Source organism: Nonomuraea sp. NPDC050451 (assembly GCF_044458585.1).
Genome location: NZ_JBITHZ010000006.1, coordinates 209,293 through 234,866 on the forward strand (window position 1 = coordinate 209,293; position 25,574 = coordinate 234,866).

A 25,574-nucleotide genomic window follows, 5' to 3' on the forward strand; every position below is an offset into this window, starting at 1 on the left:
TACGCGTAAGGTCTGGCTCATGATCGAGGTGCTGGTGATCGTCGGTCCCGGCCTGGTGGCCGACGATGGGTTGCTGGAGGAGATCGCGGCCCGCGAGTTCGCCGCCGCGGGGGTCTCCGGGACGCTCGTCCACGCCCGCGACGCCTCTCACGTCCTCTCGCTGCTGTCCTCGCCGTCCTCGCCGGGCGGCGCGGGTTGCGCGGTCGTGCTGCCGGGGCCCTCGGCCGAGGTGCGCTCGCTGATCGGGCGCGATCTCGGGGCGGTGGTCTGGGTGGACGTCGAGCGCGCCGACGGGGTGACGGCCGGGAAGGGCGCCACTCACCTCCACGGGCGCGGCATCAGCGGGCCGGCCTGGGCGATCCGCCATGCCGTGCACCGGGTACGGCATCCGTCGCGGCGGATCGCGTACGGGCCGCTGCCGGAGCAGTGGGGCGAGCTGTACCTTCCGGACGCCGATGAGCCGCCCGTGGTGATGCTGATCCACGGCGGATACTGGCGGTCGATCTGGGCGGCGGACATCATGGGGCCGCTCTGCGCCGACCTGGCCCGGCGCGGGCTCGCGGTGTGGAACCTCGAGTACCGGCGGCCCGACCTGCACGGCTGGGACGCGACGACGGCGGACGTGGCGGCGGGCCTGGCCGCCCTCGCGACGGTGGACGTGGCGACGGCCGCCCTCACGATGGCGGCCGGCTCGGACGCGCTCCCGCCGGGCGCCGACCGGAGCCCGGCGGCCGCTCTGGACCTCACCCGGGTGGCCGTCGTCGGCCACTCGGCAGGCGCCCAACTCGCCCTCCGTGCCGTGGCCGACGCGGCGGCCGGTGAGGCGGGTGCCGCCGGCGGTGCCCGAGCGGCGGAGGGCGTGGCCGGTGGGGTGGGGGTGGTGATGGCTGTGTCGCTTGCGGGGGTGCTCGATCTTGTGGAAGGCGACCGGCGATGGGTCGGGACCGGCGCTGTCGGTGCCGCCCTGGGCGGGCGCGCACCCGGGCCGGGGGAAGGCCAGGCGGCGCCGCCGTACGCGGATGCCTCGCCGTTGCTCCGGCTCCCGCTCCGGGTCCGCCAGCTGATCGTCCAGGGCGCGGCAGACGATCTGGACCTGGTCGACTTCAGCCGCCGCTACGCGCGCGCGGCCGAGCGGGCCGGCGACGACGTGACCTACCTCGAGATGCCCGGCGACCACTTCGACGTCATCAACCCCGCCACCCCGATCTGGCAGGCCACCGCCGAGGCCATCGCCCATGCGCTGGCCCCGCCTCAAGGGGATAAAACGGACGACAAATAACATAACCGGGTGATCGTCGGAGAAACGCTCGGCCTGCTCGGAGTCGGGGTGGCGGCCGGAGTGGTGAGCACGGTCGTCAGCCTCGCCTCGATCGTCTCCTATCCGGCGCTCCTGGCGTTCGGCCTGCCCCCGCTCACCGCGAACGTCACCAACACCGTCGCCCTCGTCTTCACCGGCATCGGCGCCGCCGCGGGATCGCGGCCGGAGCTGGCCGGGGAGGGCGCGCGGGTGCTCAGGCTCGGCCCCGTGGCCGCGATCGGCGGCGCGACGGGCGCGCTGCTGCTGCTGGTCACCCCGGCCAGGACGTTCGAGCTGATCGCGCCGTGGCTGATCGCGATGGCCTCGCTGCTGCTGGTCAGACCCCCGTCGGGGCGGACGCACGGCGAGCACGGCGTGCTGGGGCGGGTGGCGCTGTTCGTCGTGACGATCTACACGGGGTATTTCGGCGCGGCCGGCGGGCTGCTGGTTTTCGCGGTGCTGGCCCTTATGTTCGACCACCCGGCCGCCAAGCTGAACGCCATGAAGAACGTGATGTCCGGGCTGGCGAACGCGGTGGCGGCGCTCGGGTTCGCGCTGTTCGGGCCGGTGGACTGGGGCGCGGCGGCACCGCTGGCGGCCGGGTTCCTGCTCGGGGGATGGATCGGGCCCAGGATCGCGCGCCGGCTGCCGGGCAACAGCCTGCGCTACCTCGCGGCCGCCTGCGGCCTGGCGGTGGCGGTCAAGCTCGGCTGGGACTCCTACGCGCGCTGACCTCCCGGGGCGCCCCAGTGGTGAGCGCGGTGGTGAGCGCGGCGAAGCGGGTGGTGACCCGGTGCCAGACCGGCGTGGAGACCGGCTCGTCCGCCACCGCCCGCGCGTGCACCTCCTCGGGGTCGAACCCGTCCGGCGACCACTCGCGGATGCGCGCTGGCAGCACCTCGGGATGGAACTGCACGCCCCAGGCCCGCTCGCCCACCCGGAACGCCTGGTACGGGCAGGCGCTCGTCTCCGCCAGCCAGACGGCCCCGCCGGGCAGCCGGGTGACCGCGTCCTTGTGGTGCTCGATCGCGGGCACCACCTCCGGCAGCCCGTGGAACAGCGGATCGCCGGCGGCCTCGGGCCGGATCGTGAGCGGGAGGCTGCCGTTCTCCGGCGCGCCCGTGTCGGCGGTCACCTCGCCGCCCGCGACCTCCGCGAGCAGCTGCCCGCCCAGGCAGATGCCGAAGAAGGGCACGCCCTCCTCCAGCGCCTGCCCCACCAGCCGCCGGGCGTCGGCCAGCCACGGCGCCCGGTCGTCCTCGCTGGGCAGGTAGCCGCCGCCGAGCATGATCATGGCCGCGTGGTCGAGGCGGGCGGGCAGGGGAGCGCCCTCGTGGGCGAGCACGACGTCCAGCCTCAGCCCGGCCTCCTCCAGCCAGCCGCCCAGCCGGCTGGGGCCGCCGCTCCTGCTGTTCTGAATGATCAAGATCTGCGCGTTCACGGGAGGTTCGCCGCCCTGGCCGTGTGGCGCAGCAGCAGCGCGGTCGTCACCGGGCCGACCCCGCCCGGGACCGGCGTGAGCGCGCCCGCCACCTCGGCCACCGCGTCGAAGTCCACGTCGCCGACCAGCCCGCCGTCGTCCGTGGGGTTGGTGCCGACGTCGATCACCACCGTGCCCGGCGCCACGTGCCCGGCGCCGATCAGCCCGGCGCGGCCCACCGCCGCGACCAGCACCTCGGCGGCGGAGGTGACGGAGGCCAGGTCCCGGGTGCGCGAGTGGCAGACGGTCACCGTGGCGTGCCGGTCGAGCAGCAGGTGGGCCAGCGGCTTGCCCACCACGGTCGAACGTCCGACCACCACCGCCCGCCGCCCCTCCAGCTCCACCTCGTAGTGGTCGAGCAGCGCCATCACGGCCGCCGCCGTGGCGGGCGGGAACGCGGGCAGCCCGGCGGCGAGCCGGCCCAGCGAGAGCGGGTTGGCGCCGTCGACGTCCTTTCGCGGGTCGATGGCCGAAGCCAGCCGCTGCGCGGAGGCGCCCGCGGGAAGCGGGGTCTGCAGCATGAGGCCGTGGACGTTGGCGTCGGCGCTGAGCTTGGTCAGCGTCTCGCCGATCCGCTCGGGAGCGGCCTCGGGCCCGAGATCGACGAGGTCGCAGGCGATGCCCACGCCGGCCGCCGCCTTGGCGATCGAGCGGACATACCACAGGCTCGCCTCGTCGTCCGTCGCCACCACCACGGCCAGCCGCGGCTGCGGGCCCGCCGCGGCCTCGGCCTGCGTCTGGGCCCTGATGGCGGCGGCCAGCTCTTTCCCGGTCAGCGTCTTCACGGGTTGATCTCCTCGCGTACCTCGGCGGTCACCCAGTCTGCCCTGGCCACGGCCGCGTCCACACCGGAGACACGGGAGTTCAGCTCCGCGCGTACCCGCTCGTCCTTGATGCCCGACAGGTTGACCTCGACGTTGATCCGGGCGGTGGTGAGCGCGGCGCGGGCGGCCTCCGCGGCGGCGGCGACGTCGGTGACGACGTTGCGGTTGCAGATCGGCAGCAGCACCTCGGCCAGCTCGATCACCCGGGTGGCGGTCTCGACCACCCTGGCGGGCGGCTCGGCGGCGCCGGCCAGCGCCCTGGCGATGGCGGCGCTGCGCTCCTCGCCCTTGGGCAGCCGGTACGCGTGCGTGACCGCGGTGAACGCCGCCGCGTCCGCCTCGGCCAGCCGCAGCGCGCGAACCCGCAGGGTGTCGGTCTCCCCGATCACGCCGACGACGGTCTCGGCGTGGCCGGCGTACTTCTCCCCGGTCGTGTAGCGGGCGACCATGCCGAGCAGCGCGGCACCCTGCGCCGCGTGCAGGGCGGCCGTGGCGCCGCCGCCGGGCGCGGGCACCCTGTCGGCCAGCTCGGTCAGGAAGTCGACGATCTTTGAGTCGCGCATGGCGGCATTCTGCCAGGCCAGACCTCCCTCATTCCCGGTGCATCGGCCGCGTGGCGTCCTCCGGTCCGCTGTACGACACGTACGGCGAGGACGCCGGGCCGTACTCGGGCGCGTACGCGGCCTGCTTCCCCGAGGACCGCCACCGCGACGGGAGCAGCGAGACGACCACCAGCGCCACCCCCAGGAACAGCAGTACCCCCGAGTCCGACACGGTCCGGAAGCCCACCTCCATGACTTTCGGCAGCCAGTCGTCGGGCAGCACCCGCACGCCCCGCAGCTCCACGAAGGGAAGGACGCCGAGCGCGGTGAACGCCAGGCCGCCGAGCAGCGAGGCGATCGGCGACAGCCGCGAACCGGCCAGGAACGCGAACGCGATCCCCGACGCCACGATCGCGGACAGCCCGAACCAGGACAGCTCGAACGCCGCCTGGAATCTGAGCAGATGGTCGCCGATGCCGTACCAGAGGCTCGCGGCGATGATTGGAGGGAGGAGCAGTCCCGCGACCACTCCCAGAACATGACGGGCACCGTTTGACATGTCTAAACCCCGTTTGTTCGCTTGTGCCCCAACCTACCGCGCGATCCCACGGCGTGCGGGTCGCCTTCCGCGCCCGGCCCCGTGCCCGCTTGCTGAAAGCTCCCTGTGAAGGCTGCCCTCAGGGCTTTGCCCGGGCCGCGGGCGCGGGCATCGTGGGCCGCATGAGATCCGCGATCCTGAAGACCGCACTCAGCGCCCTCGTCGTGGTCCTGCTCGGCGGCGTGCCCGCGCAGGCCACCGGGAAGCCCGACACGTTCGCGCTGCCGAACGGGTTCCAGCCGGAGGGCATCGCGATCGGGCCGGGCCCGAACGCCTACTTCGGCTCCCGGGCGACCGGTGACATCTACCGGGCCGACCTGCGGACCGGCGAGGGGTCCGTCATCAGCAAGGGCCCGGGCACGCCCTCGCTCGGGCTCAAGACCGACGGGCGCGGGCGGCTGTTCGTGGCCGGAGGCACCGGCGGCGACGCCCGCGTGATCGATCTGCGTACGGGCGAGGTCGTCAAGTCGTACAAGCTGACCACCGACCCGGCGTTCGTCAACGACGTCATCCTCACCGGGCGCGCCGCGTACTTCACCGACTCCCGCAACCCCGTCCTGTACAAGCTGGAGCTCGGGCGCGGCGGCGCGCTGCCCGGCGAGGCCGTCAAGATCCCGCTGTCCGGCGCCATCCAGTACACGACCGGCAACAACGCCAACGGCATCGCCCCCAGCCCCGACCGGAAGTCGCTGCTGATCGTCCAGTCGAACACCGGCAAGCTGTTCGAGGCCGACCCGTCCTCCGGGGTCACCACGGAGGTGGACCTGGGCGGCGAGTCGCTCGTCAACGGCGACGGCCTGCTGCTGGAGGGCCGGACCCTGTACGCGGTGCAGAACCGCCTGAACGCGATCGCCGTCGTCAGCCTGACGCGCGACGGCGCATCCGGAAAAGTCGTGAAACGGCTGACCGATCCGCGGTTCGACATCCCCACGACGGTCGCCGCCTTCGGCAAGCGGCTCTACCTGCCCAACGCCCGCTTCACGACGACCCCGGCCCCCGACACCCCGTACTCGGTGGTCGCCGTCAAGCGCTGACAGCCCTGGACGGGCAGGGGGCCGCCCTGCCCGTCCGGCCCCTACTTCTTGATCGTGTAGCTGTCGCCGTAGACCTTCCAGGTCAGCGGCGGGTTCAGGTCGAGGTTGCCGTTCTTGAGGAAGACGCGCTGCATCGTGTCCACGCGCGTCGTGTCCTCGTGCGCCTCCTCCGCCTTCATCGCCGCCTTCCTGGCGTCCAGGAACGCGTTCAGGTACGTCACCTCGTTCCCGCCCTGCGCGGGCGGCTTGGCCTTGGCCAGGGCGGACTTCCTGATGCCGCCGAAGCTCAGCTTGTCGCTGCCCGGCCCGTGCATGACCATGGCGTCGTAGTAGACGAACTGGCCGAGCGCGCGCAGTCCATCCTGCTTGGCCTGCTTGACGGCCGGGTTGAAGTAGGCGCGGTCGCGCTCGTCGTTCTGGGCCTGCTGGAAGGCGGTGTCCTTGGCGGCCGTCTTCCAGTCCTTGGTGAAGTTCGGGTCGAGGCCCTTGTGGGAGGCGCTGCCGTTCACCTTGCGCAGGGCCGGGAGGTATTTGGCCAGGACGTTGCCGGGCTTGCGCTCGGTGTAGAGCTCCACTAACTCCAGCATGTCGCCGGTGCCCGAGCAGAAGCCGATGATCCCGGCCGTGTAGCCGCGGTCGTCGTCGATGTCCTCGATGTAGCCGTACTGGGCCTTCCAGTCCAGCGAGGAGTTCTCCGCGCTGGACACCAGCTGCATGGCGATGTCCTTCTTGTGCGGATCGTCGAGGTCGGCCGGACCGGTGCCCGTGACGGCGAGGGAGAGGGTCAGGAGTGTGGCGGTCAGCACATGAGCCCCTGGAGGAGAAGGAGGTTAGGAAAGTTTCCTAACGAACCATACTCCGATAAGTCAACCTATGGGGCTCATGTTGTGAAAACTAACCCAAGGGGCGCAGTGCCGCCAGCTGCTGCTCGAACGGCACGACTTCCTCCTCCTCGGTCCCGGCCCCCTTGGGGCTGCGGTGCAGCAGCAGGTCGGCCAGCTCCTCGGCGGCGCGGGCGATGCGCGGGCCGAGACCGTCGGTGAAGGCGTCGGCCGCGCCGCCCCAGTCCTCCGAGGCCGCGTACACGGCGGTGGGGACGACGACGGCGCGCAGGTAGGCGAAGAGCGGGCGCAGCGCGTGCTCCAGCGCCAGCGAGTGCCGGGCGGTGCCGCCGGTGGCGGCGATGAGCGCGGGCTTGCCCGCCAGCGCCCCGTTGTCGATCACGTCGAAGAAGGACTTGAACAGGCCGCTGTACGAGCCGCTGAAGATCGGAGTGACCGCGATGAGCCCGTCGGCCTCCGTCACCGCCTCGATTGCCTCGCGCAGCCGGGTGTTCGGGAAGCCGGTCACGAAGTTGTTCGCGATGTCCACGGCGAGGTCGCGCAGCTCGATCACGCGTACCTCGGCCTGCGCCTGGCGCGTGACGGCCTCCGCCAGGCGGTCGGCGAGCAGGCGGCTGGAGGAGGGCTGGGTCAGCCCCGCCGTGACGACGGCGAGCTTCATCTGGTCGGTCTCCTTTCCGGTTGGTCAGGCGGTGACGGCGGGGACGCGGGAGGCGTGGGTGGGTCCGTCCGGCACCTCGGCGGGGCGGTCCTTGGCGAACTCCTTGCGCAGCACCGGCACGACCTCCTCGCCGAGGATGTCGAGCTGCTCCAGCACGGTCTTCAGCGGCAGGCCCGCGTGGTCCATCAGGAACAGCTGGCGCTGGTAGTCGCCGAAGTAGTCCCTGAACTCGAGGGTCCTGTCGATGACCTGCTGCGGGCTGCCCACGGTGAGCGGCGTCTCCGCCATGAACTCCTCCAGCGACGGCCCGTGGCCGTACACGGGGGCGACGTCGAAGTACGGGCGGAACTCGCGCACCGCGTCCTGCGAGTTCTTGCGCATGAACACCTGGCCGCCCAGGCCCACGACGGCCTGCTCCGCCGTGCCGTGGCCGTAGTGCGCGTAGCGCTGGCGGTAGAGGTGGATCAGGCGCATGAAGTGCTCCTTCGGCCAGAAGATGTTGTTGGCGAAGAAGCCGTCGCCGTAGTAGGCGGCCTGCTCGGCGATCTCGGGGCTGCGGATCGAGCCGTGCCACACGAACGGCGGCACACCGTCCAGCGGGCGCGGCGTCGAGGTGAAGCCCTGCAGCGGGGTGCGGAAGCGCCCCTCCCAGTCGACGACGTCCTCGTGCCAGAGCTTGTGCAGCAGGGAGTAGTTCTCGATGGCGAGCGGGATGCCCTGCCTGATGTCCTGGCCGAACCACGGGTAGACCGGCCCGGTGTTGCCCCGGCCCAGCATGAGGTCCACCCGGCCGTCCGCCAGGTGCTGCAGCATGGCGAAGTCCTCGGCGATCTTCACCGGGTCGTTGGTCGTGATCAACGTGGTGGCGGTGGACAGGATCAGGCGCTCCGTCTTGGCCGCGATGTAGCCGAGCATGGTGGTCGGCGAGGACGGCACGAAGGGCGGGTTGTGGTGCTCACCGGTCGCGAACACGTCGAGCCCGACCTCCTCGGCCTTGAGCGCGATCGCCACCATAGCCTTGATCCGCTCGTGCTCTGTCGGCGTCCTGCCCGTGGTGGGGTCAGTGGTCACGTCGCCCACACTGAAGATTCCGAACTGCACTTTAGTCACCATCCATGACTGTTGAATCTTTGACGGATACGGTAGCGCGCGGCCCCGATGAGTTATTCCATCATTGTCTCCCGGAGGCTGACCGGTCAGGCGGCCAGCGCGTTGATGTCGGACGGGTCGAGGATCCGCTTGGGCGCACCGCGCTCGGCGACGGCGATCATGGCCCGGCCGATGCGCTCCGTCGTGGTGACCGCCGACGCGAACAGCCGCCGCAGGATCGGGTAGAGCGGCCGGGTCACCACGTACGCCAGCCGGTAGACCCGCGTGCGCGACGTGACGCCGTGCATCGGCTGTATGTAGCCGGGCCGGAACATGTAGGCCTCGAACGGCAGCTCCAGCAGCGCGTTCTCGGTCGCGCCCTTCACCCTGGCCCACATCGAGCGCCCCTGGGCGTCGGTGCCGGCGCCCGACACGTACACGAACGTCGAGCCCGGGTTGAGCCGGGCCAGCGTGCGGCCGGCGGACAGCGTGACGTCGTAGGTGATCCGCCGGTAGTCCTGCTCGCTCATGCCCGCCGACGAGACCCCGAGGCAGAAGAAGCAGGCGTCGTAGCCGGCCAGCTCGGCCTCGATCGGGGCGAGATCGAGCAGGTCGCGGTGGGTGATCTCGCGCAGCTTGCCGTGGACGACCCCCGTCGGGGCGCGCCCGACGGTGAGCACGGCGTCCACCCGCTCGTCGAGCAGGCATTCCCTGAGCACTCCGCGCCCGATCATCCCGGTCGCCCCGAACACGATCACCCTCATGCCCCGATTGTCTCTCGGATCTCGTCAGGCAGGGGATAGGGCCGCTCCGCGGGCAGCAGACCGCTCACGTCCGCGCGGCCCACGACGGCCGCGCGCCCCTCCCGCACCCGGGCCGCCCACTCGGGACGGCGGTCGTCATGGCTCAGGCAGGAGTGCGCCAGCGCCCATTCGAACCCCTCCCGCGACAGCGAGACGGCCGGCACCCGCTCCTGGCCGGGCTTGGTCGCCCAGCCGCACCGGTACATCATCCACAGGAACGACGGCTTGATCCACGTCATCCGCTCCCGCTTGAACGGCGCCACGAACCGCTGCGCCGCCACGGCGGGCCCGGCGATGGCGGCGTCGTAGGCCTGATAGACGGTGATCGACTCCCCGGTGTAGGCGGCACGGATCTGCCGGTAGGGCACGTTCATGCCGCCCAGCCTGGCGAAGATCCGCACCGGTGGGCAACGGATTATGGCCCCGCCAGGTCCCGGACCGCGAGCGCCAGGTGGGCGGCGGCGGGCGTCGGGATGGTCAGGCCGCGGGCCGAGATGCCGATCGCCCACTGCGTCCCGGGCACGACCGCGCCCGCGCACGCCACGTCCTCCCTGAACTGCCCGTGCTCCTCCACCACCTGCCCGGGCCGCAGCCCCGCCAGCTCCTCCTCCAGCTCCTCCACGCTGGAAGGGGTCACGGAGGTGAAGCGCTGCAAGCCGTACCCGGTGAGCACGCCGCGCCGGACATGGGGTGGGAGGGACAGCAGCAGCGCCTTGCCGAGCGCGGTGGCGTGCGGCGCCGTCTCCAGGCCCGCCTGCAGGTCCTCCAGCCACGGCGAGCGCGGCCCCTCCGCCACCTCCACCACCATCAGCCGCCCGTCAGCGAGCTGGGCCAGGTAGGCGGTGTGGCCGGAGGCGTCGGCCAGGTGCCGCAGCACCTCCGAGGCGCGCGGCGGCCGCTCGAACGACTCCAGCATCTCGTGGAACCGCTCGGCCACCTGCGAGCCCGGCAGGTAGTCGCCGTCGGGCAGCCGGTGCAGGTAGCCCTCGTAGCACAAGGTGCGGACGAGGTGGTACGACGTCGACAGGTTCAGGCCGCATCGGCGGGCGATGACCTTGACCGACAGCGGCCGGTCGGCACGCGAGACCTCTTCCAGCACGCGTAACGCGCGGGAGACGCTGCGGATCAGATCGCTGGGTTCTTCCCCGGTCATCCATACAGCATGCCGCCGCGTCGGCTTCTCCGCCCTTACGCGAAGGACCGAGCTTGCAGCCGTCGGCGGACGTGACGGGTACGGGTCTCGACCCGTCATGCCACCTGTTCAGGTCCGAGCACCGGTCCGATGATCAGGAAATGTCGGAAATACCGCAGTGGGCCAGCCAGGCGCTGTCCGAGGTCAACGACCCGTGCTGCCGGGAGAAAGGCATCTCGGTCGTGGAGATAGGCCTGGTGAGGTCGGTTCAGATGGACGGCGGCCGGGCCAGGGTGGAGCTGCTGCTGACCTCGGGCTGGTGCCCGTTCGCCGCGCGGGTGATCATGGAGGTGCGCGACCGCATCCAGGAGCAGTCCGGCGTGCGCGAGGCCGAGGTGGAGGTCGTCTGGGACGAGGCGTGGACGGTGGAGCGGCTCTCCCCGAGGGCGGCCCGCCTGCTGCGCTTCCTGCCCGCCCCCGCGCAGGTGCGGGAGCCCCCCGACGGCGAGACCAAGCTGCCGCCCGATAAGTTCCTGCGCCAGTGGACGATCGAGGACATCCGCCGCATGGTCTACGAGGAGTCCGACACGGACATGCTGGTCGCGATGCCGCTGCCGCTCACCGACCTCTACCACGACGGCCTGTCGCCCTGGCAGGAGTGCGCCGAGCTGGCCGCCCGCGACCCGGAGCGCACGATCTTCTGGGGCACGGTCAACCCGCTGGAGGGGCGCAAGGCGCTCGACCTGATGGAGCAGGTGGGGGAGTACAACGCCAAGGCGTTCAAGCTGTACAACGTCCGCTACGACTACGGCACGCCGTACCCGTGGCGCATGGACGACCCCCGGGTGGCGTACCCGATCTGTTCGCCGAGATCATCGGCAAGCTGCTCTTCTGGTGCGGCGAAGACAAGATCGTCTACGGTTCGGAGGCGCCGATCTTCCATCCGCAGTGGGCGCTGAGGGCGTTCAGGGACTTCCGGATCCCGCAGGACCTGTGCGACGGGTACGGCTACCCGCAGCTCACCGACCAGGCCAAGCGCAAGATCCTGGGCGAGAACCTGCTACGCCTCCATGGCCTTGGTCCGGTGCACGGCCTGTAGCAGCCCGATGGCCACCAGCCCGGCGACCGTGGCCGAGCCGCCGTAGGAGACGAACGGCAGCGGCACGCCCACGATCGGCACGAGACCCACGGTCATGCCCACGTTCACGAACGTCTGGAACGCGATCCACGACACCAATGCACCGGCCAGCACGGTCCCGTAAGGGGAATCGCCGCGCCGGGCGATGGCCAGCCCGCGCCACAGCAGCGCGCCCACGCACAGCACGATGAGCGCCGCGCCGACGAACCCGAGCTCCTCGCCCGCGACGGTGAAGATGAAGTCCGTGTGCTGCTCGGGCACGAAGTGCCCGGCGGTCTGCTCGCCGTTGAACAGCCCCTTGCCGTAGAGGCCGCCCGACCCGATGGCGATGCGCGCCTGGGCGGCGTTGTACCCCACGCCGCCCGGGTCGGCCGCGGGGTTGGCCAGCACGAGCAGCCGTTCGATCTGGTACGGCCGCACCAGCCCCAGCTTCCAGGCCGCCGCGCCCGCGCCCACCGCCCCGGCGAACAGCACCAGCAGCCACCGCTTGGGCGCCCCCGACACCAGCAGCGCCCCGGTCACCATGGCCGCGAACACCATCATCGTCCCCAGGTCCGGCTGCAGCGCGATCAGCCCGATCGGCACCGCGGCCAGCACCAGCGCCAGCACCACCCCGCCGAACCCGGGCCGCCGCTGCCCGTCGCGCAGCTCGCCGAGCGGCACCGCGAACGCCAGCGCGAGTGCCACCTTCGCGAACTCCGACGGCTGGAACCGCACTCCGGGCGCCAGAACGATCCACGAGTGCGCCCCGTTCACCCGCACGCCCAGCGGGGTCAGCACGCCCGCCAGGCAGACCAGGGCCAGCATGTACACCACCGGCACGTACGCCCGCAGCACCCGCAGGTCGACCCGCGAGACCAGCCACATGAGCACCAGCCCGAGCCCGACGCTGACCGCCTGCCGCACCAGCAGCGAGTAGTCGCCCGCCATCCGCGTGGCCGACCACACCAGCAGCAGGCCCACCACGGACAGCGCCAGCGCCAGCAGCGTCAGGATCCGGTCGGGCGCGGCCAGCGTCGGCGCCCACGCCAATCGTGGCCTCATCGCCGCTCCCTCAATCTCAAAATGCCCTCCCAGATCTTGCGGGCCGCGGGAGCCGCGCCCTCCGCGCCCCGGCCGCCCTCCGACAGCACGACCACCACGGTGTAGGCCGGATCGGGGGCGAAAGAGGCGAACCAGGAGGTGTCCCGCCGCCCGAACGACTCCGCCGTGCCGGTCTTCCCGGCCACCGCGATCTGGTCGAACGGGAACTTCTCGAAGGCGCCCCGCGCCGTCCCCGACCGGGGCACCTGGCTCAGCGCCTGCCTGACGAAGCGCAGCGTCTCGGCGGAGGCGGGCAGCCGCCCCGCCACCGGCGGCTGGATCGTCCGCGCGGTGCTCCCGTCGGGCCGCACGACCCGCAGCCCCACGCGCGGGCTGTACAGCGTGCCGCCGTTGGCGACGGCCGCGTACGCCCGCGCCAGCTGCAGCGGCGTCACCAGCACGCCGCCCTGCCCGATGGCGAAGTTGGCCGCGTCGCCGCCCCGCCACACGCCGCCGCCCCGGCAGTTCTCCCCGGCGATGGCCGTCAGGTACGCCGCCCGCCCCCGGTCGGCCAGCTCCGGATAGCCCTTGACCGCACGCCGGCAGCTCTCCTCGCGCGTCGCCTGCCAGTACGCCTTCTTCGACGCCGGATCGGGCACCGCGCCCGCCGCCTCGCCCGGCAGGTCGACGCCCGTCGCCCGGCCGAACCCGAACCCGCGGGCGGTCCTCTGCATGACGTCCGACCCGCGCTCCCAGAGCTGGTCGGCGAGCCGGTAGAAGATCGTGTCACACGACTCCACCAGCGCCCCGTGCATGGTCATCGGGCCGAGGTCCGCGCTGGCGAAGTTCCTGAACAGGCGGTTGCCGACCGTGTAGCCGCTCGGGCAGTCGTAGGTGGCGCCGAGCCCGTACCCGGCGGCCGCGGCGGCGGCCACCGAGGTGACCTTCCACGTGGAGCCCGGCGCCCACTCGCCCTGCACGGCCCGCGACAGCAGCGGCAGCGCCTTGTACTCGCGGGCCGTCACGCCGTCGGTCCACACGACCGGGTCGTACGAAGGCCGCCCCGCCAGCGCGACCACCCGCCCGGTCCTCGACTCCATCACCACCGCCGCGCCCGACGAACCGCCGCTGCTCGACAGCGCCCGGCTCAGCGCCTGCTCGGCGATGGTCTGGATGCGGGAGTCGATGCTGGTCACGAGCGTGTCACCGGGGACGGGCGGGTCCAGTCGGATGACCCTGGTGACCCGGCCCGTGTTGTCCACGGCCACCTCCCGCCGTCCCGCCCTGCCGGCCAGCTCCTTGTCGTACACGCCTTCGAGGCCGTCGCGGCCCTTCGCGCCCTGCACGTACCCGAGCGTGTGCGCCGCCGCCGCGCCGAACGGGTAGACCCGGACGGGCCGCAGCTCCGTGCGCACCCCGGGGAAGTCCTGCTGCCGCTCGCTGATCTGCAGCGCCGTGACGCCCTCGGCGACGGGGATCGGCTCGTACGGCGAGCCCTGCCAGCACGGCTGCGCCACCCGCGGCCCGCACAGCCGCACCTTCTCCGCCAGCTGCCGGTACGGCTGCCGCAGCACCTTTCCCAGCCGGGTGAGCACCGCCTCGCCGCCGTCGGGCTGGTGGGCCAGCTCGACGGCGTCCACCGTGACCACCGGCCTGGTGTTGTTGGTCACCAGTGGCCGTCCGGCCACGTCGAGGATCTGCCCCCTGGTCGGCGGCAGCGACACGGTCCTGATCCGCACCTCGGCCGCCGCCTGCGCGTACCGCGCGCCGCCGGCCACCTGCAGCTGCCAGAGCCGCCCCACCAGCGTGAGCATCATCGCCGCGACGACCAGCCGCAGCACGAAGAGCCTGGCCCTAGACACGGCGCGGCTCCGCCGCCGAGCGGCCCGGCATCGGCCAGGGCTCCCTCGGCCTGCGCCGCGTCAGCGCCGCGCCGATCGCCGCGCCGATCGCCGCGCCGAGCACCACCGTCCAGGCCAGCGTCCGTGGCAGCTCGGGGACGACCCCCGTCCAAGGAGCGTCCCCGAGCGCCACGGCGGCCGCGGCCTGCAGCAGGATGCCCATGGCGGCGCCCGCCGCGGCCACCTGGAATGGCCTGCCCTCGCGCCAGTGGCCCACCAGCAGGCCCACGATCGACAGCACCAGCGCCGCTCGGCCCACCGTGCCGTCGGCGGGCGGCGTCACGTCGGCGGCCAGCCCGGCCACCAGCCCCGCCACGCACCCCCACACCGGTCCCCGGGCCAGCGCCAGCCACACCACGGCCAGCGTCACCAGGTCGGGACCGCCCCACGGCGACCGGTTGACCAGCAGCACCTGCAGCAGCGGAGCCGCGAACACCAACACCACCAGCCCCATGGCTCACCGTCCCGGGTCGGGGACGACGACCGAGACGAGGTCGAGCGCCGACAGCCGGGCCGCGGGCCGCACCAGCGCCGTGCGGGTGGCCGCGCCCGGCACCCTCTCGATCGCGCTGACCGTGCCGATGGCCACGCCCGCCACGTACGGCCGCCCGCCCGCCGAGCCGAGCGTCACCACCCGGTCGCCCACCTTCACGGGCGCGTTCGGGTCGAACAGGCTCAGCCGCAGGCTCCCTTCACCCGGCACGCCCGTGACCAGGCCGAGCTCGCCCGAGCCCGCCATGCGCGCGCCCACGGACGACCCGGCGTCGGTGATCAGCGACACCGTGGCCGTCGCGGGGCCCGCCCAGGTGACCTTGCCGACCAGGCCGTCGGCGTTCAGCACCGTCACGTCGCGCACGACGCCCGCCCCGGTTCCGGCGTCGATGGTGACCCGCCGCCCCTGCCCGAACCCGACCACGTGCGCCGCCACGCCCCGCGCGGCCGGTGCGGGCCGCTGCCGGGCCGCCAGCAGGTCGGCCCGCAGCTGCGCGTTCTCGCGCTCCAGCAGCCGCACCCGCTGCTCGCCGCCGACGGATCTGGTGAGCGCGCCGATCGCGTTCTCCAGCGTGCCGTACACGGCCGATCCCGCCGCCCGCAGCGGGGCCAGGGGCGTCAGCGTACGGTCGATCACGACGGTCAGGACGGCGGCGGCGAGCACGAGCAGGACGAACGCCCGTTTCACCGACGGGACCAATCGGGCAGCAGCACGTCACGCATGGCCTGGAACCGCTCGACGCAGCGGCCCGCGCCCAGCGCCACCGAGTAGAGCGGCTTGTCCACGACCCGGATCGGCATGCCGGTGGCCGCGCCCATCCGGTCGGCCAGGCCGCGTAACAGGGCGCCGCCGCCGGTCAGCACGATCCCGTTGTCCAGCAGGTCGCCCGCCAGCTCGGCCGGGCACTGGTCGAGTGTCGCCTGCACGGCGTCGATGATGGCCTGGACCTGGTCCTCGATGGCCTCGCTGATCTGCTCGGAGGTGATGGTGGTGGTCTTGGGCAGCCCGCTGACCAGGTCGCGGCCGCGTACCGGGGCCGAGGTCTTCGGGTCGAGCCGCCGCGGCCCGGTCGCGGCCGCCGCGTCGAGCTGCCTGGTCCTGGACCTGAACGGGTTCCATCGGTGCGGGGCGGCCGGCGGCTCCGGCTCCGCCTCCTCCACGACGACCGCCGGGCCCTGCCCGTCGGCGAGGGGGACGCCGACCCGGTGCCTGCCTCTGGGGTCGGCGTCGTGCACGGGAGCGGGCCTGACCATGCCCAGGTCGATCTTCAGCCGTTCGGCCGTGCGCTCGCCCAGCAGCAGCGCGTGCTCCTTCTTGGTGTGGGTGATGATCGCCTCGTCCAGCTCGTCGCCGCCCACCCGCAGCGACTTGGCGACCACGACGCCACTCATGGAGACGATGGCGACCTCCGTGGTGCCGCCGCCGATGTCGACCACCATGTTGCCGGTGGCCTCCCCGACCTTCAGCCCGGCGCCGATCGCCGCGGCCATCGGCTCCTCGATGATGTGCACCCGGCGCGCGCCCGCCTCGTAGGCGGCCTCCTTGACCGCCCGCTGCTCGATGGAGGTGGTGCCGCTCGGGACCGCCACGACGATGCGCGGCTTGGCCAGGAACCGGCTCGGGTGCGCCTTCTGGATGAACATGCGCAGCATCCGCTCGGCCGCGTCCAGATCCGCGATCACGCCGTCCTTGAGCGGCCTGATCGTGGCGATGTGCGGGGGAGTACGGCCCATCATGCGCTTGGCCGCCTTGCCCACGGCCACGACGGTGTTCTTGTGCAGGTTGATCGCGATGACGGAGGGCTCGTTCAGGACGATGCCCTTCCTGCGGACGTAGACGAGAGTGTTGGCCGTACCGAGATCGACGGCTATGTCATGACCGAGAAGACCCAATGCGAATGCCATGTGCCGCACAGCCTTTCGACCGGGAAGGGCAGGGGGACTGCTGCCCGCACTCGCGCTGCCCTGGGGGTTTTGACCACAAACGTCTTAACTCTGTATCCGCCCCCGTCCCCGCAGCTCAGCGGGCGTGCGGGCTGAGCGGCCGCACAGTACAGCCGCGCCTCCCACCGCTCCCCGGCCGGATTACCGGGCGGTGCGCCAGGCCTGCTCCTCGACCAGCTCCACGCTGCGCCACCCGTCGGAGGTGCGCCGCAGGCGATGGTGGTACCAGCCGCCGCCGTGCAGGAAACCTTCGGTGTCCGCGGTGACCATGTCCCTGGTGGGGGCGAGGGTGTCGGTGAACGGGGCGCTCACGAGCGCCTCGCCGTCCTGGAAGTCGATGGTCGGGGCCCCGATGAGGTGCAGCCGCCCCGGCCAGTGCGGCAGCACCTCGGCGAGCCAGGCCTTGACCTCGTCCCGCGTGCCCTTGATGCCGCCGGTGGCGCGGTAGTCGATCACCGCGTCCGGGCTGAACACCTGGTCGAGCAGGTCCCACTGGCCAGAGTCGATGGCGCGGGTGTAGCGGGCCAGCAGTCCGGTGATTTCGAGTCGATCGGCGATCTCCTGCGTGTCCATGGGGTTGATCGTCGCGCTATGTGCGCTCGTTGGCCAGATCATTCAGCGGCGCAGCAGCCCGGCCAGCCGCTCGCGCGACGCCCGTACGGTGAACGGCTCGCAGGCCGCGCAGAAGTAGCCGCGGCCGAACGTGAACTCCACGGCGCCCGAGCCCAGGTTGACCAGCACGCGGTCGTTGTCCACGCTCACGGTCCGCGGGTTCTGGGGCGGCGGCATGAGCGGGCGCAGCGCGTCGGCCAGCCGCCGCCGGCCCGCAGGGGTGAGCACGGCCGGGACGAAGATCTCCTGCACGGCGAGCGCCCGGCCCGCGGCCCGGTCGTAGTTGACGGCCCGCCCGGCATCCCCCGCGATCATGTAGCGGACGGAGATCACGTCGGCGTCGTTGCGCACGACGACGTACGTGGCCGTGACCAGGCCGGTGGCCGTGGGATCGGCCCGCAGGCTTCGCGACGCCTGTTCGACGGCCTCCCGCACGGGCTCGGCGAGCGCCGCGTTGATCCGCTCCGCGTCGGCGCCCCGGGCCCGGGGGTAGGAGACGTCGATCGTGAGCCGCGGGCGCTGCTCCCGCCAGGCAATCGGGCTGAGGGCGACCCGCTCGCGGGCCGGGCCGCCCTTCACGGCCGGCGCCGCCGCCACGAGTACCAGCAGCGCCGCGCCGTACAGGAGGATCTTGCGCCGCAGCGGCACCACCAGCGCCGCGGCCACGAGCGGCCCGGCGACGAGGCCCGTCTGCAGCCCGGTGACCGGGTCGAACAGCCCGGCCAGCCCGCCCGCGACCACCGACAGCCCCCAGACGGCCAGGAAAGGGGCCGCGCGGCGCTCTTTCGTGTTCAGCCGGGCGAAGCCCAGGTAGACCAGCCCGGAAAGGAGCACCACGTACAGCGCGCCGGTCAGGTTCTCCAGCGGCGGCCGGGTCACGCACAGCACCGGCACGGCGAGGAACGGCGCGTCGACCCGCCCCACGGGCGGCCCGGCCCCGAACCCCTGGAACGCCCCCGCCACCACGGCGATCACCAGCGCCGCCCCGCCCGCCCGCGCCGCGGCCAGGCCGCGCTCCCGGCGGCTCGGCACGTGCGGGCGCACCTGCTCCTTCCAGGCCCCGTACCGCTCGCGCAGCTTGGCCCAGCCCTCCTCGCCCTCCAGCTCGACAATGCGTACGAACCTGGTCAGGCCGACCTGCGAATGCACGATGAACAGCAGCGCCGCGAACACCGGCACCACGAACCCGGTGAACGCGGCGGCCTCCCGGGCGGGCGCGACGTCCAGCGGGCGCTCGCCGGTGACCGCGTGGCCGATCACGCTGCCGAGGTTCCAGGCCAGCGCGGCGGCCAGCGCGAGCGCGCCCGTCAGCACCAGGTAGTCAGAAGCGGGGAAGAGCCGTACGAGCTGCCCCCGGATCGCGACGTACACCAGCGCCGTCGCCGTCACCCCGAACACCGCCACCACCGCCCACACCACCACGGTCCTGCCCAGCGCCGCGTCGGGCGGGGCGAGCAGCGCGAGCGCCCGCAGCGGCGCGGGCGTCTCCTCGTCGAACGTCCGCCGCGTCAGCAGCGGGAACCTCGAGGTGACGGCCAGGCAGAAGTACGTCAGCGCGACCGCCGCCCCGGCCACCTGCAGGCTCCAGCGCCGATCGGGCCGTACGGGATCGGGCGCCCCGACCGGGCGCTCCCGGGCGGGAACGAGCGTCTGGAGCCCCGTGGCCGCCGGTGCGAGCAGCAGCGGGGGCACCGCGACCTGGGCGGGGTGGGCGATCAGCGCCGCCCCGAGGTCGCGGAGGTACTCCGCCGGCCAGGCCCAGCTCAGCGGGTCGGCGAGCAGCAGCTCCCGCATGCCGCGGTCGATCGCGACGACGGCCGCGTACACGACCGGGGCCGCGGTCAGCGCGATCCACGCCAGGACGAACCCCCGCCCCGGCCGCCCCTCGACCGGTAATCGCCGCCGCAGCACGCCCTCCAGCGACCCGGCCGCGACGGCGGCGAGCAGCACGGCCACCTGGTCGAAGTAGCTCAGCGACAGCGGCAGCCAGGCGAGCAGCTCCTGCCGCTCCAGGAAGACGCTCCACACCACCGACCACCCGGCCACCAGGCCCGGCAGCACCCAGCCACGCGGCCGGAACGCCGGCTTGCCCTTCTTCGCGGGCCCGGCGGGCGCGATCCGCGTGACGGCCAGCGCCAGCAGGGCGGCGAGCAGCGCCGTCGCCATCCCCCACGAGGCGGCGTACGTCAGGTACTCCCGGAAGGGCACGCCCTGCAGCCGCGCCCACATCAGCACGGCCAGCACCCCCGCGGGACCGCCGGCGAGCCCCCAGCAGACCAGCACCCCCAGCCGCGACCCGCCGAACCCGGCCCACCGGAACGCGAGATACGCCCCGCCGGTCAGCGCCAGGGAGAAGGCCACCAAGGTCGCCGCCGTGCCTCCCGCAGCGCCCCTACCCAGCCCGGGGAAGACGAGCACGCCGCCGAGGGCCCGGCCGAGCAGGAAACCGCCCACGGGCGGCAGGGCGCACACGCCGGAGACGGCGAGCGCGGAGACCACGGCCGCGAGCAGGAAGATACCGGTCGTCTTCGCCACACCCGGTCCTCTGCCCGAGCCGGGTCGGGTGCCGCCGCACGGTGACGGGGAAGTGGCTCACCGGTGAGCGCCGCCCCCGCCCCTGGCGGCCTACGGGTTGAGGTCGGCGGCTGAGTGCTCGGCGAAGATCCGCATGGCCTTGGTGGTGATCGGGCCGGGAGCGATCGGCAGCTCGGTGTCGTCGACGAGCTTGATCGGCTGGACGTCGCGGGTCGTCGAGGTCAGGAACGCCTCCTCGGCCTCGTACAGCGCCGACAGCGGCACGTCGGTCTCCTCCCCGCCGCACCATTCGAGCACCAGCGCCCTGGTCACCCCGGCCAGGCAGCCGGCCTCGAGGGTGGGGGTGAGCAGGCGGCCGTCGCGGACGATGAAGATGTTGGAGCCGGTGCCCTCGCAGAGGTCGCCCGCCAGGTTGCCGAAGATGGCCTCGCCGCCCCCGCGCTTCTTGGCGTACAGCAGGGCCTTGGCGTTGTCGCCGTACGAGGTGCTCTTGACCCCGGACAGGGCGCCGCGCTCGTTGCGGGGCCAGGGGACGACGGTGACGTTGGCGGTGGCCGGGAACGGCTTCTGCTCGTCCACGATGACGACGGAGGTGGTGCCCTGGTCGCCGCGGTCGGAGCCGAGGGGGCCGGGGCCGCTGGTGTAGGTGACGCGGATGCGGCCGAGCTCCCACGCGGGCGCGACGGCCAGGAGCTTACCGATGCCGTCGGCGATGGCGTCGACGTCGGGCTCGGGCAGGTCCATGCGCTGGGCGGAGAGCGTGAGCCGGTCGAGGTGGCGGGTGAGCGCGAACGACCGGCCGTTCACGATCTTGATGGTCTCGAAGACGCCGTCGCCGACCATGAGTCCGTGATCGAACACCGAGACGGTGGCCTGCGCGGGGTCGATCAGCTCGCCGTTGACCCAGACAGGGATGTTCATGTAGTTCCTCCTGTGGATGCCAGTGCGATGAGCCTGGCTGCTTTGAGCTCGGTCTCGAGCCATTCGCGCCCGGGGTCGCTGCCCCAGGTGATGCCCGCTCCCGTGCCGAATCGGATCTCGCCTCTGCCGTGAGCCAGCGACGAGATCCAGAATGTTCTGATGCCCACGGCCAGCGCCGCCCGGCGGCGGTCGGCGTCGACCCAGCCCACAGCCCCACAGTACGGCCCCCGGGGAGCGGGTTCGAGCTCGTTGATGATGCGCAGAGCCGACGACTTGGGCGCGCCCGTGACAGATCCGGGCGGGAAAGTCGCGGCGAAGAGTTCGGGCCAGCCCGCCCCCGGCGCCAGTCTGGCCCGGACGGTGGAGACGAGATGAACGAGCCCGGGGTGCTCCTCGACGGCGCAGAGCGACGGCACCTCGACCGAGCCGACGGCCGCGACCCTGCCGAGGTCGTTGCGGACGAGGTCGACGATCATGACGTTCTCGGCGTAGTCCTTGTCGAGCAGGTCGTCCGCGGTCGCGCCGGTGCCCTTGATGGGCCTGGACTCCACCATGTCGCCGTCGCGCGACAGGTAGAGCTCGGGCGATGCGGACACCACGCTCAGGCCGGGCACCCGGATGACGGCCGCGTACGGCGCGGGGTTGCCCGCGGCCAGGCGGGCGGCCAGGGCGAGCGGGTCGGCGTCGGCCGGGACGGGGGCCGTCAGGATCCGGCAGAGGTTCGCCTGGTAGACCTCGCCCTGCTCGATGTAGCCGCGGATGGCGCGCACGCCCTGCTCGTAGGCGGCCTGGTCGAGCGAACTGCGCCACTGGTCGGGCCGGGGCCCGTGCCAAGGGCGGGCGGGAGCGGGCAGGGGCGACCGGCGCACCCGGTCGAACCGGGCGCACGTCACCTTGCCCTCGTAGTCGACGACGACAGCCCACCAGCCCTCGCCGTCGAGCGCGGCCAGGTCGGAGGTCACGTCACGCAACCCGGTCGCGTACACGTGGCCTAAGTGGGCGAAACCGTCGTACACATTCTCCATTCTCCCAGCATTTCGACGAGCTCCAGCGCGGCCGGCAGCGGAGTCTCGGGCAGGGCCGCGTACACCTTCCGCGCGGGAGCCAGCCCCCGCAGCGGCCGCAGCACCAGATCCCGCGGCACGGCCCGCGCCGCCAGCTCCGGCACCAGCGTCACCCCGAGCCCGGCGGCGACGAACCCGAACTTGCCCGTCCACTCGGCCACCCGCAGCCCGCTGCGCGGCGTGAACCCGGCCGCCGCGCACGCGGTCACCAGCAGGGTCGGCTGCCCGCGCGGGGCGGCCTCGATCCACGTCTCCTCGGCCAGGTCCCGCAGGTCCACGTCGGCCTCGGCGGCCAGCCGGTGGCCGCCGGGCAGCGCGACCAGCAGCCGGTCCTCGCGCAGCGGCACCGTACGGACGCCCTCGGCGGACAGCCCGGCCGGATAGTCGCTGATCACGGCCACGTCGAGGGCGCCCCCGCGCAGCCGGTCCATCAGCCGCGAGGTCAGCCCCTCGATCAGCCGCAGCTCGACGTCCGGCCGCCGCTCGGCGAACAGTTTGAGCGTGCCGGGCACCAGGTCCACGTTGGCCGTGGCGAACGCGCCCACGCGCAGCGTCCCGCCCCGGCCGGTGTGGATGGCGGCCAGCTCCTCGCCCGCGCGTTCGAGCCGGTCGAGCACGGCCACGGCGTGCCGGTGCAGCGCCTTTCCCGCCGGGGTCAGGCGCACCCCGCGCGGCAGGCGCTCGAAGAGCGGCCCGCCGGTGGCGCGCTCCAGCGCGGCGACGCGGCGGGAGACCGCCGACTGGGTGTATCCGAGCAGCTCGGCGGCGGCCGTGAACGAACCGCTCGCGGCGACCTCGTGGAACAGCCGCAGCGCTCCCGGGTCCAAGGCATTCAGATCTCGCATGGCTGATATGCAATCTAGTCGGTGGTGGAATACCTCGCACCCAGGTTGACTGTGGCACATGATTGCTTTTCTCGGACAGGGGCGCATGGGCGTCCCCATGGCCCGGCGGCTGACCCAGGCCGGGCACAAGGTGACGACGTGGCGGCGCGCGAGCGGCGTGTCCGCGGCGGAGGCGGTGGACGGGGCCGAGCTGGTCATCACCATGCTCAGCGACCCGGCCGCGGTGCGGGAGGTGCTGACGGCGGCGCTGCCGGGGCTGCGGCCCGGCGCGACGGTGGTGGAGATGTCCACGATCGGCCCGGAGGCGGTGCGCGAGCTGCGCGCACTGCTGCCCGCCGAGGTGGGCCTGGTGGACGCGCCGGTCCTGGGCAGCGTGGGCCCCGCGGCCGACGGCACGCTCACCGTGCTGGCCGGCGGTGACGTGTCGGGCTGCCGCGAGCTGCTGTCGGTGTTCGGGTCGGTGCGGGAGCTCGGGCCGCTGGGCGCGGGCGCGGCCATGAAGATCGCCGTCATGAGCGCGATCGTGCCCGCCCAGGTGCTGCTGGCGGAGACGTTCGCGTACGGCGAGGCGCACGGCGTGGACCGTGGCGCGCTGATCGACGTGCTGTCGGGCACCCCGCTGGGCACGCTGGCGGAGCGGCTGCGCGTGCCGTCCGCCGAGACCCGCTACTCGCTGGGGCACGCGACCAAGGACCTGGAGCTGGGCGCCTGGGAGGGCGCGTCCATGGCCCCATCGATGATCGGCGCCGCCCGGGCCAGGCTGCAGGAGGCGCGGGCGGCCGGGCTGGGGGAGCGCGACCTGACGGCGATCGCCGAGCACGTCGGCGGGGGCGCCGCCCGCCGCGCGGTGCCGCTGAACCTGTCGACGATCCCCGCCACGAACGGCCGTTACTCGCACGCCGTACGCGTCGGCGACATGCTCTACGTCTCCGGCCAGGCCGCCTTCGACGAGCAGGGGGACATCGTCGGCGAAGGATCCATGGCCGCCCAGTCCGAGCACATCTTCCAGGTGATCTCGCGCATCCTCGCCGACCAGGGGGCGACGTTCGAGGACATCGCGTTCATCCGGACGTACGTGACGGACATGGACCAGCTTCTCGACTACGGACGGGTCCGCGCGAAGTACATCACCGGCACGCCCCCGGCCAGCACCACCGTGGAGGTGTCCAGGCTGTTCCGGCCGGGGCTGCTGCTGGAGGTGGACCTGATCGTCGCCCTCCCGCGCTAGGCCAGGGAGCCGGTGACCGACTCCGCCGCCGCCACCACGCCGCCCTCGGCGACCAGGCGTACGGCGGACTCGATCTCCGGCGCCAGGAACCGGTCGGGTCCGGGGGCCGGTACGGTCTCGCGCAGCGCCTTGACGACGGCCGCGGTCGCCGGCGCGGGCTCCAGCGGGGCGCGCAGGTCGAGCGCGCGGGCGGCGGTGAGCACCTCGACGGCCAGCACGCGGGTGAGCCCGTCCACCGACCTGCGCAGCTTGCGCGCCGCCGACCAGCCCATGGACACGTGGTCCTCCTGCATGGCCGAGCTGGGGATGGAGTCGACGCTGGCGGGCACGGCCAGGCGCTTCATCTCGGAGACGATGGCCGCCTGGGTGTACTGGGCGATCATGTGGCCCGAGTCCACGCCGGGGTCGTGGGCCAGGAACGCGGGCAGGCCGTGGTTGCGGGCCACGTCCAGGAACCGGTCGGTACGCCGTTCGGACATCGAGGCCAGGTCGGCGGCCACCACGGCGAGGAAGTCCAGGACGTACGCGATCGGGGCACCGTGGAAGTTGCCGTTGGACTCGACGCGGCCGTCGGCCAGCACGGCGGGGTTGTCGACGGCGCTGGCCAGCTCCCACCCGGCCACGGTGGCGGCGTGCGCGATCGTGTCGCGGACCGCCCCGGCGACCTGGGGGGCGCAGCGCAGCGAGTAGGCGTCCTGGACGCGGGTGCAGGACTCCGGGTCGCGGTGGCTGGCCATGATTCCGGAGTCGCGCAGGACCTTGGTCATGTTGGCGGCGGACAGGGCCTGGCCGGGGTGCGGCCTGAGCGCCTGCAGCTCCGGCATGAACACCCGGTCGGTGCCCAGCAGCGCCTCCACGCTCATCGCGGCGCTCACGTCGGCGGTCCTGACCAGCGCCGTGAGGTCGTGGATGGCCAGGATGAGCATGCCGAGCATGCCGTCCGTGCCGTTGATGAGCGCCAGGCCCTCCTTGGCGGCCAGCTCTACGGGGTCGATGTGGGCTTGCTTGAGCGCCTCGCCGGCCGGCTGGAGGGTCCCGGAGCTGTCGCGTACGACGCCCTCGCCCATCAGCGTGAGCGCGACGTGCGCCAGCGGCGCGAGGTCGCCCGAGCAGCCGAGGCTGCCGTACTCGTGCACGACCGGCGTGATGCCCGCGCTGATCAGCGCGGCCAGGGTCTTGGCCGTGGTGGGCCTGATGCCGGTGTGGCCGGTGGCGAGCGTGTGCAGGCGCAGCAGCATGAGCGCGCGTACGACCTCGGTCTCGACCTCGGGCCCGCTGCCCGCCGCGTGGGAGCGCACCAGCGAGCGCTGGAGCTGGGCGCGCAGGGCCGGGTCGATGTGCCGGGTGGCCAGGGCTCCGAAGCCCGTCGAGATGCCGTACGCGGGCGTCGGGCTCTCGGCCAGCTCGTCCACCCGCTGGCGGGCCGCCGAGATGGCGGCGAGTGCGTCGTCGGTGAGCTGTACGGGGGCTCCGTGGCGGGCCACCCTGATGACGTCGTCGAAGGTCAGGGGCTCGGGGCCGACGTTCACGACTTCTTTGTCGCGCATGGGGTGTCTCTCTCGCTGCTCG

27 protein-coding genes are annotated in these 25,574 nt (G+C 73.0%); 6 read left to right on the forward strand and 21 right to left on the reverse strand.

Annotation, left to right across the window (positions count from 1 at the left end):
* Nucleotides 1–19 precede the first annotated feature (19 nt).
* On the forward strand, nucleotides 20–1,279 hold the full coding sequence (locus tag ACIBI9_RS21830; protein WP_397223977.1) for an alpha/beta hydrolase: 1,260 nt from the start codon (nucleotides 20–22) through the stop codon (nucleotides 1,277–1,279).
* 9 nt (nucleotides 1,280–1,288) lie between these two features.
* The gene (locus ACIBI9_RS21835) at nucleotides 1,289–2,029 is read left to right on the forward strand and encodes a sulfite exporter TauE/SafE family protein (protein WP_397223978.1); all 741 of its coding nucleotides are present in this window, start codon (nucleotides 1,289–1,291) and stop codon (nucleotides 2,027–2,029) included.
* Here ACIBI9_RS21835 and ACIBI9_RS21840 read toward each other — a convergent pair.
* From ACIBI9_RS21840 to ACIBI9_RS21855, 4 genes are read right to left on the reverse strand one after another with little or no spacing between them, the layout of a single operon-like run.
* Entirely contained in the window at nucleotides 1,998–2,723 is a 726-nt protein-coding gene (locus ACIBI9_RS21840; RefSeq protein WP_397223979.1) for a type 1 glutamine amidotransferase, read from the reverse strand. The two genes, ACIBI9_RS21835 and ACIBI9_RS21840, sit on opposite strands and share 32 nt — an antisense overlap.
* A gap of 11 nt (nucleotides 2,724–2,734) precedes the next feature.
* Nucleotides 2,735–3,562 (reverse strand): bifunctional 5,10-methylenetetrahydrofolate dehydrogenase/5,10-methenyltetrahydrofolate cyclohydrolase, encoded by an 828-nt coding sequence (locus tag ACIBI9_RS21845; RefSeq protein ID WP_397223980.1) that lies wholly within the window; start codon nucleotides 3,560–3,562, stop codon nucleotides 2,735–2,737.
* A complete protein-coding gene (locus ACIBI9_RS21850) occupies nucleotides 3,559–4,164 on the reverse strand; it encodes a cyclodeaminase/cyclohydrolase family protein (RefSeq protein WP_397223981.1) in 606 nt (201 codons plus the stop codon). Before ACIBI9_RS21850 ends, ACIBI9_RS21845 begins: the two co-directional genes overlap by 4 nt.
* Nucleotides 4,165–4,192: 28 nt before the next feature.
* Entirely contained in the window at nucleotides 4,193–4,702 is a 510-nt protein-coding gene (locus ACIBI9_RS21855; protein ID WP_397223982.1) for a hypothetical protein, read from the reverse strand.
* 161 nt (nucleotides 4,703–4,863) lie between these two features.
* Here ACIBI9_RS21855 and ACIBI9_RS21860 point away from each other — a divergent pair, with 161 nt between their 5' ends.
* Nucleotides 4,864–5,775 (forward strand): superoxide dismutase, encoded by a 912-nt coding sequence (locus tag ACIBI9_RS21860; protein ID WP_397223983.1) that lies wholly within the window; start codon nucleotides 4,864–4,866, stop codon nucleotides 5,773–5,775.
* A gap of 41 nt (nucleotides 5,776–5,816) precedes the next feature.
* Here the strand turns inward: ACIBI9_RS21860 and ACIBI9_RS21865 are convergent, their stop codons facing one another.
* The 6 genes from ACIBI9_RS21865 to ACIBI9_RS21890 form a co-directional block, all read right to left on the reverse strand.
* Entirely contained in the window at nucleotides 5,817–6,581 is a 765-nt protein-coding gene (locus ACIBI9_RS21865) for a chitosanase (protein ID WP_397223984.1), read from the reverse strand.
* 88 nt (nucleotides 6,582–6,669) lie between these two features.
* Nucleotides 6,670–7,278: an FMN reductase gene (locus ACIBI9_RS21870; RefSeq protein ID WP_397223985.1), complete on the reverse strand. Its 609-nt coding sequence runs from the start codon at nucleotides 7,276–7,278 to the stop codon at nucleotides 6,670–6,672.
* Nucleotides 7,279–7,302: 24 nt separating this feature from the next.
* Nucleotides 7,303–8,379: an LLM class flavin-dependent oxidoreductase gene (locus ACIBI9_RS21875; RefSeq protein ID WP_397223986.1), complete on the reverse strand. Its 1,077-nt coding sequence runs from the start codon at nucleotides 8,377–8,379 to the stop codon at nucleotides 7,303–7,305.
* Nucleotides 8,380–8,474: 95 nt separating this feature from the next.
* Complete coding sequence (locus ACIBI9_RS21880; RefSeq protein WP_397223987.1) at nucleotides 8,475–9,131, reverse strand: NAD-dependent epimerase/dehydratase family protein; 657 nt, start codon at nucleotides 9,129–9,131, stop codon at nucleotides 8,475–8,477.
* Nucleotides 9,128–9,571, reverse strand: a complete 444-nt coding sequence (locus ACIBI9_RS21885; protein ID WP_397223988.1) for a DUF4291 family protein — start codon at nucleotides 9,569–9,571, stop codon at nucleotides 9,128–9,130. The genes ACIBI9_RS21880 and ACIBI9_RS21885 overlap by 4 nt, the downstream gene beginning before the upstream one ends.
* 14 nt (nucleotides 9,572–9,585) lie before the next feature.
* Nucleotides 9,586–10,323 carry an IclR family transcriptional regulator gene (locus tag ACIBI9_RS21890; RefSeq protein WP_397223989.1) on the reverse strand — a complete coding sequence of 246 codons (738 nt, stop codon included), beginning with the start codon at nucleotides 10,321–10,323 and terminating at the stop codon, nucleotides 9,586–9,588.
* A gap of 140 nt (nucleotides 10,324–10,463) precedes the next feature.
* Here ACIBI9_RS21890 and ACIBI9_RS21895 point away from each other — a divergent pair, with 140 nt between their 5' ends.
* Nucleotides 10,464–11,261 (forward strand): iron-sulfur cluster assembly protein, encoded by a 798-nt coding sequence (locus tag ACIBI9_RS21895; RefSeq protein WP_397223990.1) that lies wholly within the window; start codon nucleotides 10,464–10,466, stop codon nucleotides 11,259–11,261.
* Entirely contained in the window at nucleotides 11,186–11,401 is a 216-nt protein-coding gene (locus tag ACIBI9_RS21900) for an amidohydrolase family protein (RefSeq protein WP_397224192.1), read from the forward strand. The genes ACIBI9_RS21895 and ACIBI9_RS21900 overlap by 76 nt, the downstream gene beginning before the upstream one ends.
* On the opposite strand, the gene rodA is transcribed toward ACIBI9_RS21900, so the two are convergent.
* The 10 genes from rodA to ACIBI9_RS21950 form a co-directional block, all read right to left on the reverse strand.
* Nucleotides 11,363–12,484: a rod shape-determining protein RodA gene (gene rodA / locus ACIBI9_RS21905; RefSeq protein ID WP_397223991.1), complete on the reverse strand. Its 1,122-nt coding sequence runs from the start codon at nucleotides 12,482–12,484 to the stop codon at nucleotides 11,363–11,365. The genes ACIBI9_RS21900 and rodA overlap by 39 nt on opposite strands.
* A complete protein-coding gene (mrdA, locus tag ACIBI9_RS21910; RefSeq protein ID WP_397223992.1) occupies nucleotides 12,481–14,325 on the reverse strand; it encodes a penicillin-binding protein 2 in 1,845 nt (614 codons plus the stop codon). Before mrdA ends, rodA begins: the two co-directional genes overlap by 4 nt.
* A complete protein-coding gene (locus tag ACIBI9_RS21915) occupies nucleotides 14,318–14,818 on the reverse strand; it encodes a rod shape-determining protein MreD (RefSeq protein WP_397223993.1) in 501 nt (166 codons plus the stop codon). The genes mrdA and ACIBI9_RS21915 overlap by 8 nt, the downstream gene beginning before the upstream one ends.
* A 3-nt stretch (nucleotides 14,819–14,821) precedes the next feature.
* The gene (mreC, locus tag ACIBI9_RS21920) at nucleotides 14,822–15,544 is read right to left on the reverse strand and encodes a rod shape-determining protein MreC (protein ID WP_397223994.1); all 723 of its coding nucleotides are present in this window, start codon (nucleotides 15,542–15,544) and stop codon (nucleotides 14,822–14,824) included.
* Nucleotides 15,541–16,761, reverse strand: coding sequence for a rod shape-determining protein (locus ACIBI9_RS21925; RefSeq protein WP_397223995.1), 1,221 nt, complete (start codon nucleotides 16,759–16,761; stop codon nucleotides 15,541–15,543). The genes mreC and ACIBI9_RS21925 overlap by 4 nt, the downstream gene beginning before the upstream one ends.
* Before the next feature lie 180 nt (nucleotides 16,762–16,941).
* On the reverse strand, nucleotides 16,942–17,373 hold the full coding sequence (locus ACIBI9_RS21930; RefSeq protein ID WP_397223996.1) for a nuclear transport factor 2 family protein: 432 nt from the start codon (nucleotides 17,371–17,373) through the stop codon (nucleotides 16,942–16,944).
* Nucleotides 17,374–17,415: 42 nt separating this feature from the next.
* Nucleotides 17,416–19,947 carry a hypothetical protein gene (locus ACIBI9_RS21935; protein ID WP_397223997.1) on the reverse strand — a complete coding sequence of 844 codons (2,532 nt, stop codon included), beginning with the start codon at nucleotides 19,945–19,947 and terminating at the stop codon, nucleotides 17,416–17,418.
* A gap of 90 nt (nucleotides 19,948–20,037) precedes the next feature.
* On the reverse strand, nucleotides 20,038–20,868 hold the full coding sequence (locus ACIBI9_RS21940) for an aminotransferase class IV (RefSeq protein WP_397223998.1): 831 nt from the start codon (nucleotides 20,866–20,868) through the stop codon (nucleotides 20,038–20,040).
* Nucleotides 20,865–21,893: a chorismate-binding protein gene (locus ACIBI9_RS21945; protein WP_397223999.1), complete on the reverse strand. Its 1,029-nt coding sequence runs from the start codon at nucleotides 21,891–21,893 to the stop codon at nucleotides 20,865–20,867. The genes ACIBI9_RS21940 and ACIBI9_RS21945 overlap by 4 nt, the downstream gene beginning before the upstream one ends.
* Nucleotides 21,860–22,777 (reverse strand): LysR family transcriptional regulator, encoded by a 918-nt coding sequence (locus tag ACIBI9_RS21950; protein ID WP_397224000.1) that lies wholly within the window; start codon nucleotides 22,775–22,777, stop codon nucleotides 21,860–21,862. The genes ACIBI9_RS21945 and ACIBI9_RS21950 overlap by 34 nt, the downstream gene beginning before the upstream one ends.
* 58 nt (nucleotides 22,778–22,835) lie before the next feature.
* Here ACIBI9_RS21950 and ACIBI9_RS21955 point away from each other — a divergent pair, with 58 nt between their 5' ends.
* Nucleotides 22,836–24,005 (forward strand): Rid family hydrolase, encoded by a 1,170-nt coding sequence (locus ACIBI9_RS21955; RefSeq protein ID WP_397224001.1) that lies wholly within the window; start codon nucleotides 22,836–22,838, stop codon nucleotides 24,003–24,005.
* Here the strand turns inward: ACIBI9_RS21955 and hutH are convergent.
* The gene (hutH, locus tag ACIBI9_RS21960; protein WP_397224002.1) at nucleotides 24,002–25,552 is read right to left on the reverse strand and encodes a histidine ammonia-lyase; all 1,551 of its coding nucleotides are present in this window, start codon (nucleotides 25,550–25,552) and stop codon (nucleotides 24,002–24,004) included. The genes ACIBI9_RS21955 and hutH overlap by 4 nt on opposite strands.
* Between the last annotated feature and the right edge of the window lie 22 nt (nucleotides 25,553–25,574).

Coding starts and splice junctions, on each gene's coding strand:
- ACIBI9_RS21950 (WP_397224000.1), bottom strand. CDS start 22,777: ATGCGAGATCTGAATGCCTTGGACCCGGGAGCGCTGCGGCTGTTCCAC.
- rodA (WP_397223991.1), bottom strand. CDS start 12,484: ATGAGGCCACGATTGGCGTGGGCGCCGACGCTGGCCGCGCCCGACCGG.
- ACIBI9_RS21830 (WP_397223977.1), top strand. CDS start 20: ATGATCGAGGTGCTGGTGATCGTCGGTCCCGGCCTGGTGGCCGACGAT.
- ACIBI9_RS21890 (WP_397223989.1), bottom strand. CDS start 10,323: ATGACCGGGGAAGAACCCAGCGATCTGATCCGCAGCGTCTCCCGCGCG.
- ACIBI9_RS21945 (WP_397223999.1), bottom strand. CDS start 21,893: ATGGAGAATGTGTACGACGGTTTCGCCCACTTAGGCCACGTGTACGCG.
- ACIBI9_RS21930 (WP_397223996.1), bottom strand. CDS start 17,373: ATGGACACGCAGGAGATCGCCGATCGACTCGAAATCACCGGACTGCTG.
- ACIBI9_RS21940 (WP_397223998.1), bottom strand. CDS start 20,868: ATGAACATCCCTGTCTGGGTCAACGGCGAGCTGATCGACCCCGCGCAG.
- ACIBI9_RS21870 (WP_397223985.1), bottom strand. CDS start 7,278: ATGAAGCTCGCCGTCGTCACGGCGGGGCTGACCCAGCCCTCCTCCAGC.
- ACIBI9_RS21895 (WP_397223990.1), top strand. CDS start 10,464: ATGTCGGAAATACCGCAGTGGGCCAGCCAGGCGCTGTCCGAGGTCAAC.
- ACIBI9_RS21925 (WP_397223995.1), bottom strand. CDS start 16,761: ATGGCATTCGCATTGGGTCTTCTCGGTCATGACATAGCCGTCGATCTC.
- ACIBI9_RS21915 (WP_397223993.1), bottom strand. CDS start 14,818: ATGGGGCTGGTGGTGTTGGTGTTCGCGGCTCCGCTGCTGCAGGTGCTG.
- ACIBI9_RS21850 (WP_397223981.1), bottom strand. CDS start 4,164: ATGCGCGACTCAAAGATCGTCGACTTCCTGACCGAGCTGGCCGACAGG.
- ACIBI9_RS21860 (WP_397223983.1), top strand. CDS start 4,864: ATGAGATCCGCGATCCTGAAGACCGCACTCAGCGCCCTCGTCGTGGTC.
- ACIBI9_RS21880 (WP_397223987.1), bottom strand. CDS start 9,131: ATGAGGGTGATCGTGTTCGGGGCGACCGGGATGATCGGGCGCGGAGTG.
- ACIBI9_RS21855 (WP_397223982.1), bottom strand. CDS start 4,702: ATGTCAAACGGTGCCCGTCATGTTCTGGGAGTGGTCGCGGGACTGCTC.
- ACIBI9_RS21955 (WP_397224001.1), top strand. CDS start 22,836: ATGATTGCTTTTCTCGGACAGGGGCGCATGGGCGTCCCCATGGCCCGG.
- hutH (WP_397224002.1), bottom strand. CDS start 25,552: ATGCGCGACAAAGAAGTCGTGAACGTCGGCCCCGAGCCCCTGACCTTC.